Raw genomic sequence first — 7,600 nt, forward strand, 5'->3', positions numbered from 1 at the left:
TCCCGCCGCCGTACAAGTCCTCGCGCTCGGGGCGCAGGGCGGTCACGCCGTGGCCCTGCCCACCACCGGGGCGAGCCCCGCCGACCTCGCCACGGCACCCTGGTCGCCGCACTCCGCCAGCCAGTTGGCCAGCATCCGGTGCCCGTGCTCGGTCAGCACCGACTCGGGGTGGAACTGCACCCCCTCCACCGCGAGTTCACGGTGGCGCAGGCCCATGATGATCCCGTCGTGGGTGCGGGCGGTCACCTCCAGCTCGGCCGGGACCGTGGCGGGCTCGGCGGCCAGGGAGTGGTAGCGGGTCGCGGTGAAGGGCGAGGGCAGCCCGGCGAACACGCCCCTGCCCTCGTGCTCGACCAACGAGGTCTTGCCGTGCAGCAGCTCGGGCGCGCGGTCGACCACACCGCCGTACGCCACCTGCATCGACTGCATGCCGAGGCAGACCCCGAACACCGGCACGCCGGTGGCCGCGCAGTGCCGGACCATGTCCACGCACACGCCCGCCTGCTCCGGCGTCCCGGGCCCGGGCGAGAGCAGCACGCCGTCGAAACCGTCCTGGGCGTGCGAGGTCGACACCTCGTCGTTGCGCAGGACCTCGCACTCGGCGCCCAGCTGGTACAGGTACTGGACGAGGTTGAAGACGAAGCTGTCGTAGTTGTCGACGACGAGAATCCGCGCACTCACTGGTTGTCCACCGTCACATCGTTGAAGGGCAGCAGCGGCTCGGCCCACGGGAAGACGTACTGGAACAGGACGCAGACCACGGCCAGGACCAGGAGCAGGGACAGGAGCGCCTTCACCCACGCGTTGCCCGGCAGATGCCGCCAGATCCAGCCGTACATGCCGTTCCTTGCCGTCCCTTCCGTGTCCCCTACGGCACCAGACCCACGCCGTACGTCACCAGACTAGCGGCGCAGGGCCCCCGGTTCGCCTGCCTCCACGGGGCGGGTGGAATCCAGGTGGGCCCAGACGATCAGCCGGTGACTGTGCCCCCATTCCGGATCGCACGTGGTCAGCGTCAGGTACCGTCCCGGACGCCGGTACCCGGAATCGCGGGGAACAGGGTCGATCACCCCGACATCGGTCGGCACTGTTCTGTGCGGGCCTTTGTCGATCCGGTACGTGAACCAGGTGGAGCCGTCCGTGAGCACCACCGCGTCGCCCGGCCGCAGCTGGGGGAAGTCCTCGAACGGGTCACCGTACGTCCGCCGGTGCCCGGCGACGGCGAAGTTCCCCCGCCGGCCCAGGCGGGCGGTGCCCGCGTAGTGGCCGAGGCCCTTCTTCAGGGTGCCGGCGCCGGTGCCCTCCAGCACCGGCTTGTGCCAGGTGGCACCGAGCCGCGGGATGTACATGATCGCGAAGGGCCTGCCGGGTGCGTACCGCGCGGGCGCCGCCGCGGCCCGGGCCCGGTCGCTCCCCCGCGACCACTGGGCGTGCAGCCGGTCGATCTGGTCGCCCATCGCGGCGTCGGCCCGTACGCCCGTCCAGAACAGCAGGTGGACGACGAAGAGCACGATCAGGGTGCCGACGGTGATGCACAGTTCGCTGACGGTTCTGACGATCACGCGCACCGGCGGCTCCCGGACGGACGTCTACCCCACTGGCTTCGCGTAGTGCAGGTCCACTGTGCCGGAGTACCCGGGAAGAGTCACCGTGCCGTCGTCGGTGACTTTCCAGCCCAGGCCGTAGACGTTGACGTAGACCATGTAGGTCTGGATCGCCTTGCTCGCGGCGAGCGACTGCTTGAGCCGGTCCGGGTCCCCGACCGCAGTGATCTTGTACGGCGGTGAGTAGACGCGGCCCTGCAGGATCAGCGTGTTGCCGACGCAGCGCACCGCGCTGGTGGAGATCAGCCGCTGGTCCATCACCTTGATGCCCCGGGCGCCGCCCTGCCACAGCGCGTTCACCACGGCCTGCAGGTCCTGCTGGTGGATGACCAGGTAGTCGGGCTGCGGCTCGGGATAGCCGGGGAGCTTGGCGGTCGCGTTGGGCGGCGCGTCGTTGAGGGTGACCGTGACGGCCCTGCCCGTCAGCCGCTGCGTGCCCGCGTTCCGTTCCAGCCCGCCGAGTTTCTCGTCCTGGGCCTTGGTGCTGCCGTCGTCGCTCTCGGCGAGTGATTCCACGCTGTCGCGCAGGGTCGCGTTGGACTCGTCCAGCTCCTTGTTCTTGCGGCTGCGCTGCTGGATCAGGTCGGACAGCTTCAGCAGCGAGCCGTCCTGGCGGATGTCGGTGCCCTTGGCGGTGTCGAAGCTGGTGAAGAAGATCAGTCCGGCGAGGGCGAAGACGGCCGCGGTGAGGATCCGCACGGGCCGCGGACGCATCCTGCGGACGGGGCCCGTACCCGTTGATCCCGTCCCGGGGGAGTCGGCAGAATTGCTCAACGTACCCTTATCTCCTTCGGCGCCGCGGAAGCACTACGCTAACGGACGCCCGGGGGAGCACACAGAGTCGTCATGTGGGGCCCTTGTACGCTGCCCCGAGCCCGACCCAGTTACCTGCGCGGCCACGCAGCGCATCGACAGGAGAGACCCTCGTGCCGAAGTCACGTATCCGCAAGAAGGCCGACTACACGCCGCCGCCGGCGAAGCAGGCGCAGGCCATCAAGCTCACCAACAGCGCCTGGGTCGCGCCCGTCATGCTGGCCATGTTCCTGATCGGCCTGGCCTGGATCGTGGTCTTCTACGTGACGGACGGCTCGCTGCCCATCGACAGCCTGGACAACTGGAACATCGTGGTGGGCTTCGGCTTCATCGCCGCCGGCTTCGGTGTCTCCACGCAGTGGAAGTAGCTCTGCCCAGGGCTGTTCACGGAGTTATCCACAGGCCAGGGGTGCTGTCCACAGTCTCCCTGGGGAAAAGAAACTACGATCTGTGGATAACTCATGGCGCGTTGACGCCGGTGTGACTGGCCAACCGAACGCCATACGTCTGTTCGCCCCCTGTCTGACCTGCGGATACACATCCGAGCGACAGGGGGCGCAGCTGTGCCCGCACGCCATGCACAAGATTCGGCACAGCCTGTGGACAACGGTTCGGTCTCAGGTGAGCTGAGCGGTTCTGACCAGCACCAGCGCCACCGACAGCGCCAGGACCACGGCACAGGTGCCGTACTGCATCAGTGACCGCCTCTCGCGCGGGGCGTGGACCATCGCGTACCCCGTGACCACACCGGCGACGAGCCCGCCGATGTGCGCCTGCCAGGAGATGTTGCTCCACCCGAAGGTGAAGATCAGGTTGATCACCAGCAGGGCGATGATCGGGCGCATGTCGTAGTTGAGCCGGCGCATCAGCACGGCGGTGGCGCCGAACAGCCCGAAGATCGCCCCGGAGGCCCCGAGGGAGGGCTGGTTGGGCGCGGCGAGCAGATACGTCAGCGCGCTGCCGGCGAGGCCGGAGACGAAGTAGAGCGCGAGGAAGCGGGCCCGGCCGAGGGCGACCTCCAGGGGACCGCCGATCCACCAGAGGCTGAGCATGTTGAACAGGATGTGGACGTAGCCGCCGTGGAGGAACATCGCGGTCAGCAGCCGGTAGTACTGGCCCTCGGCGATGCCCTGCACCCCGTCGAGCAGGGGCGTGTAGGCCTGCCCGATCAGCTCGAACCGGTTGGTGAAGCGGTCACCGGCGGCGAGCTGCGCCAGGAACACCGCGAGGTTGATCCCGATCAGGACCTTGGTCAGCAGCCGGGGATCGGCCGTGACCGTGCCGCCGGCCAGTGTGCGCGGCCGGGACACCTGCGGTGCGTGCCCCGTGCCGGAGCCGCCGCGGACGCAGTCCGGGCACTGGAAGCCGACCGAGGCACTGACCATGCACTCGGGGCAGATGGGGCGCTCACAGCGGGTGCAGCGCACGCCGGTCTCGCGGTCCGGGTGCCGATAGCACACGGGCACGCTCCGGGCCTCCTGCGCGCTCCCTGCGGGCTGGTCCATCAGTTCCCCTCGGTCGTCGTGTCCGTACCTGGCCGTACCGTTCGTACGGCACCATCCTCCCCCGCTCTTTCCTACGGACGAGCGGCGCGTCCGGTTCCCGGCCGGTCCTCGCGCGTCTCGACGACCACCGTCTCCAGCACGACGTCGGTGAGCGGCCGGTCGTTGCGTCCGGTCGGCACGTTCGCGATGGCGTCGACCACCTTCCGGCCGGCCGGCCCGGTGACCTCGCCGAAGATGGTCCGCTTGCCGTTGAGCCAGGTGCTCGGCGTGACGGTGATGAAGAACTGGGAGCCGTTCGTGCCCGGGCCGGCGTTCGCCATGGCCAGCAGGTACGGGACGTCGAAGGCCAGGTCCGGGTGGCACTCGTCCTCGAAGCCGTAGCCGGGGCCGCCCAGGCCGTTGCCCAGCGGATCACCGCCCTGGATCATGAACCCGCTGATGACGGAGTGGAAGACCGTGCCGTCGTAGAGCGGGCTCGCGCTCCGGACACCGGTGCCGGGATGGATCCACTCGCGCTCCCCGCGGGCCAGCTCGACGAAGTTCCTGACCGTGACGGGAGCGTGCAGCGGGAAGAGCCGCACCTCGATGTCGCCGAGGGTGGTCCTCAGGGTGGCATACAGCTGCTCGGCCACGGTCCGCCTTCCGTTGTCGTCCGCCGCCCTCGATCCTTCCACGCTCCCGGCCGCGCGTCGCCGGACGGCCACGACTTGGGCGGGGCGCACGGCACGGCGCGGCGATCCATGGCAGTGTCGATGGGAGGACCCTGGTCGCCCGGCTCACGCGGAGGCAAGCGACCGGCACCCATATGCCCGCCCGCGCATGCCCCACCCGCCGCCGGCAGGCATGATCCGTAAAAGGGTGGAAAGTCGAATTACCGTACGCCACCGAGGAGGAGGAACCCGTGACCCGCATCGACAGCGTGCGCGCCGCGACCGGCTCGGCGAAGGACAGCGTGCTGCACGCCGCGGAAGTGGTGGCGCCCTACGCCGACACGGCCAAGGAGCGTGCCGCGCACTACGCGCAGGAGGCACGCGTACGGCTGGCGCCCGTGGTGTCGCAGGCCGCCGAACAGGCCCGCGAGCAGTACGACGCCCGGCTCGCCCCGCGCCTGGAGCAGGCCCGCGCCCATGTCCCGCCGAAGGTGGACGTGGCCGCGCACGAGGCCGCCGTCCGTACCCGCAAAGCCGCCCGGCAGGCCGCCGCATATTCACGTCCCAAGCTGGAACAGGCCGTCGCCGCCACCGCGCCGGTCCGCGACGAGGCCGCCGCGCGCGGCGCCGCCGCGCTGGCCGCACTGCGCGGCCAGGTGTCGGCCGAGGAGATCCGGAAACTGGCCCGCCGCAATGCCCGGCGGTCCCGCACCGGCCGCGCCCTGAAGCTGACGGCGGTGCTGGCCGTCGTGGCGGGCGGCGCCTTCGCGGCCTGGAAGTGGTGGGACAAGCAGGCCAACCCCGACTGGCTGGTCGAGCCGCCCGCGGCGACGGAGGTCTCCGACGAAGGCCGCCTGACCTCGGTCGACGGAACCGGTCCGGCGGGCCTGGATCCCGAGGTCGAGGCCAAGCAGGCCGACGAGGACGCGGCCGACCGCGACGACGAGGTGTGAGCCCGGAGAACTGAAGACGCATCGGCAAATGCCCTCCGGCCTGCGTTTCCGCAGGCCGGAGGGCATTTTCTGTGGAGCCTAGGGGAGTCGAACCCCTGACATCCGCCATGCAAAGACGGCGCTCTACCAACTGAGCTAAGGCCCCGGGAAGGAGCGCCCGGCCGGAAGAATCGCGTTCCGGCGGGTGCCGCAGACCAGACTACCGGGTCACCCCCCGTATCCCGCAAAAAGATTGGGGGTCCCCGCGGATGACCACTCTCCGTAAGATGCTCGACGTGGTTCGCTACAGCGAACCGCGGTTTTCAGGGGAAGCGATGGGGAGACGCAATGGACGCCGCACAGCAGGAAGCCACCGCGAGAGCGCGGGAGCTGCAGCGGAACTGGTACGGGGAGCCGCTGGGGGCGCTCTTCCGTAAGCTCATCGACGACCTGGGGCTGAACCAGGCCCGGCTCGCGGCGGTCCTGGGCCTGTCCGCTCCGATGCTGTCGCAGTTGATGAGCGGCCAGCGCGCGAAGATCGGCAACCCCGCGGTGGTCCAGCGGGTGCAGCTGCTGCAGGAGCTGGCGTCGCAGGTCGCGGACGGCAGTGTCAGCGCCGCCGAGGCCACCGACCGGATGGACGAGATCAAGAAGTCGCAGGGGGGCTCGGTGCTCAGCAACACCACGCACACCACGAACAGTTCGGGTGCGCCCACGGTCAAGCGCGTGGTCCGCGAGATCCAGTCGCTGCTGCGCTCGGTGGCCGCCGCCGGCGACATCATCGACGCCGCGGACGCCCTCGCCCCGAGCCACCCCGAACTCGCCGAGTTCCTCCGCGTGTACGGCGCCGGCCGTACCTCGGACGCCGTCGCGCACTACCAGTCGCACCAGAACTGACCCCTTCCCTCCCGTGGGCGGTGAGGGGCGCGGGGAGCAGGGGTACGGGGGGTTCGTCGGGCTAGGGGAGGAGCGGCGGCTGCCATGGGTGAGGTGTTCGCCGGCCGGTACGAGCTGGCCGACCCGATCGGTCGCGGCGGGGTGGGCGCCGTATGGCGTGCCTGGGACCACCGCCGCCGGCGGTACGTGGCCGCGAAGGTCCTCCAGCAGCGCGACGCCCACTCCCTGCTCCGCTTCGTGCGGGAGCAGGCGCTGCGCATCGACCATCCGCACGTGCTCGCGCCCGCCAGCTGGGCCGCCGACGACGACAAGGTGCTGTTCACCATGGACCTGGTCGCCGGCGGCTCGCTGGTCCACCTGGTCGGCGACTACGGCCCCCTCCCGCCGGTTTTCGTGTGCACCCTGCTCGACCAGTTGCTGTCCGGGCTCGCCGCCGTGCACGCAGAAGGCGTCGTCCACCGGGACATCAAGCCCGCCAACGTACTCCTGGAGGCGACCGGTACGGGCCGGCCGCGGCTGCGGCTGTCCGACTTCGGCATCGCCATGCGACTGGGGGAACCCCGGCTGACGGAGACCAACCTGGTGGTGGGCACACCCGGTTACCTCGCGCCCGAGCAGATGCTGGGCGCCGAACCCGACTTCCCCGCCGACCTGTTCGCCGTGGGCCTGGTCGCCCTGTACCTGCTGGAGGGTGCCAAGCCGGACGCGCAGGCGCTGGTGCGGTACTTCCTGGAACACGGCACGCCCGGTCCGCCCAAGGGCGTTCCGGAGCCGCTCTGGCAGGTCGTCGCCTCGCTGCTCCAGCCGGATCCCGCGGACCGCTTCCGCACCGCCACGGGGGCGCGCAAGGCGCTGGCGGCCGCGGCGGAACTCCTGCCGGAGCCGGGCCCGGACGACGAACTCGTCGAAATCTTCGACCAACTCGGCCCGCTGCCCCCGGGGTTCGGCCCGGACGGTCCCCTCCGGCGGGCCTCCGGCGTGGCATCGGGGCCGGCCGCGGGCGGGGCGGCGGAAGCGGCCACGGAGGAGGCATCGGAACCGGGCACCGACGCATCCCCCGAAGCGGCGCCGGGCGCGGGCGCGTTCACGGGTCCGGGGACGAGGGCGGGGGCGTTCACGGGGTCGGGTGCGGGGGCGGGGGCGTTCACGGGTCCGGGTGCGGGCGCGGACGCGTTCACGGGTTCTGGTGCGGGGACGGG

At 70.7% G+C, this 7,600-nt stretch carries 10 protein-coding genes and 1 tRNA gene; 4 read left to right on the plus strand and 7 right to left on the minus strand.

Features of this window, described 5'->3' with window-relative positions:
• Positions 1 to 42 precede the first annotated feature (42 nt).
• From IE312_RS35785 to IE312_RS35800, 4 genes are all read right to left on the minus strand, one after another.
• On the minus strand, positions 43 to 681 hold the full coding sequence (locus IE312_RS35785; protein ID WP_189986498.1) for an aminodeoxychorismate/anthranilate synthase component II: 639 nt from the start codon (positions 679 to 681) through the stop codon (positions 43 to 45).
• Positions 678 to 839 carry a hypothetical protein gene (locus tag IE312_RS35790; protein ID WP_189986499.1) on the minus strand — a complete coding sequence of 54 codons (162 nt, stop codon included), beginning with the start codon at positions 837 to 839 and terminating at the stop codon, positions 678 to 680. Before IE312_RS35790 ends, IE312_RS35785 begins: the two co-directional genes overlap by 4 nt.
• A gap of 63 nt (positions 840 to 902) precedes the next feature.
• Positions 903 to 1,568: a class E sortase gene (locus tag IE312_RS35795; RefSeq protein ID WP_189986500.1), complete on the minus strand. Its 666-nt coding sequence runs from the start codon at positions 1,566 to 1,568 to the stop codon at positions 903 to 905.
• A gap of 21 nt (positions 1,569 to 1,589) precedes the next feature.
• On the minus strand, positions 1,590 to 2,378 hold the full coding sequence (locus IE312_RS35800) for a DUF881 domain-containing protein (RefSeq protein ID WP_189986501.1): 789 nt from the start codon (positions 2,376 to 2,378) through the stop codon (positions 1,590 to 1,592).
• 152 nt (positions 2,379 to 2,530) lie between these two features.
• On the opposite strand from IE312_RS35800, the gene crgA reads away from it, so the two are divergent.
• Positions 2,531 to 2,785: a cell division protein CrgA gene (gene crgA, locus IE312_RS35805; protein WP_061922326.1), complete on the plus strand. Its 255-nt coding sequence runs from the start codon at positions 2,531 to 2,533 to the stop codon at positions 2,783 to 2,785.
• A 249-nt stretch (positions 2,786 to 3,034) separates the two neighbouring features.
• Here the strand turns inward: crgA and IE312_RS35810 are convergent, their stop codons facing one another.
• Both IE312_RS35810 and IE312_RS35815 read right to left on the minus strand, forming a co-directional pair.
• Positions 3,035 to 3,922, minus strand: a complete 888-nt coding sequence (locus IE312_RS35810; RefSeq protein WP_189986502.1) for a rhomboid family intramembrane serine protease — start codon at positions 3,920 to 3,922, stop codon at positions 3,035 to 3,037.
• A 71-nt stretch (positions 3,923 to 3,993) separates the two neighbouring features.
• Positions 3,994 to 4,554, minus strand: coding sequence for a peptidylprolyl isomerase (locus IE312_RS35815; protein ID WP_189986503.1), 561 nt, complete (start codon positions 4,552 to 4,554; stop codon positions 3,994 to 3,996).
• Between the two features lie 269 nt (positions 4,555 to 4,823).
• Between IE312_RS35815 and IE312_RS35820 the strand changes: the two genes are divergently transcribed.
• Positions 4,824 to 5,525: a DUF5324 family protein gene (locus IE312_RS35820; RefSeq protein ID WP_189986504.1), complete on the plus strand. Its 702-nt coding sequence runs from the start codon at positions 4,824 to 4,826 to the stop codon at positions 5,523 to 5,525.
• Positions 5,526 to 5,597: 72 nt separating this feature from the next.
• On the opposite strand, the gene IE312_RS35825 is transcribed toward IE312_RS35820, so the two are convergent.
• Positions 5,598 to 5,670: transfer RNA gene (locus IE312_RS35825), tRNA-Ala, on the minus strand.
• A gap of 182 nt (positions 5,671 to 5,852) precedes the next feature.
• On the opposite strand from IE312_RS35825, the gene IE312_RS35830 reads away from it, so the two are divergent.
• The gene (locus tag IE312_RS35830) at positions 5,853 to 6,401 is read left to right on the plus strand and encodes a helix-turn-helix domain-containing protein (protein ID WP_189986505.1); all 549 of its coding nucleotides are present in this window, start codon (positions 5,853 to 5,855) and stop codon (positions 6,399 to 6,401) included.
• 84 nt (positions 6,402 to 6,485) lie between these two features.
• A partial coding sequence (locus IE312_RS35835; protein WP_229900849.1) for a serine/threonine-protein kinase occupies positions 6,486 to 7,600 on the plus strand: 1,115 nt, incomplete at its 3' end.

Origin of the sequence: Streptomyces capoamus, assembly GCF_014654935.1 — a bacterium.
In the GTDB taxonomy this organism is placed as follows: Bacteria; Actinomycetota; Actinomycetes; order Streptomycetales; family Streptomycetaceae; genus Streptomyces; species Streptomyces capoamus.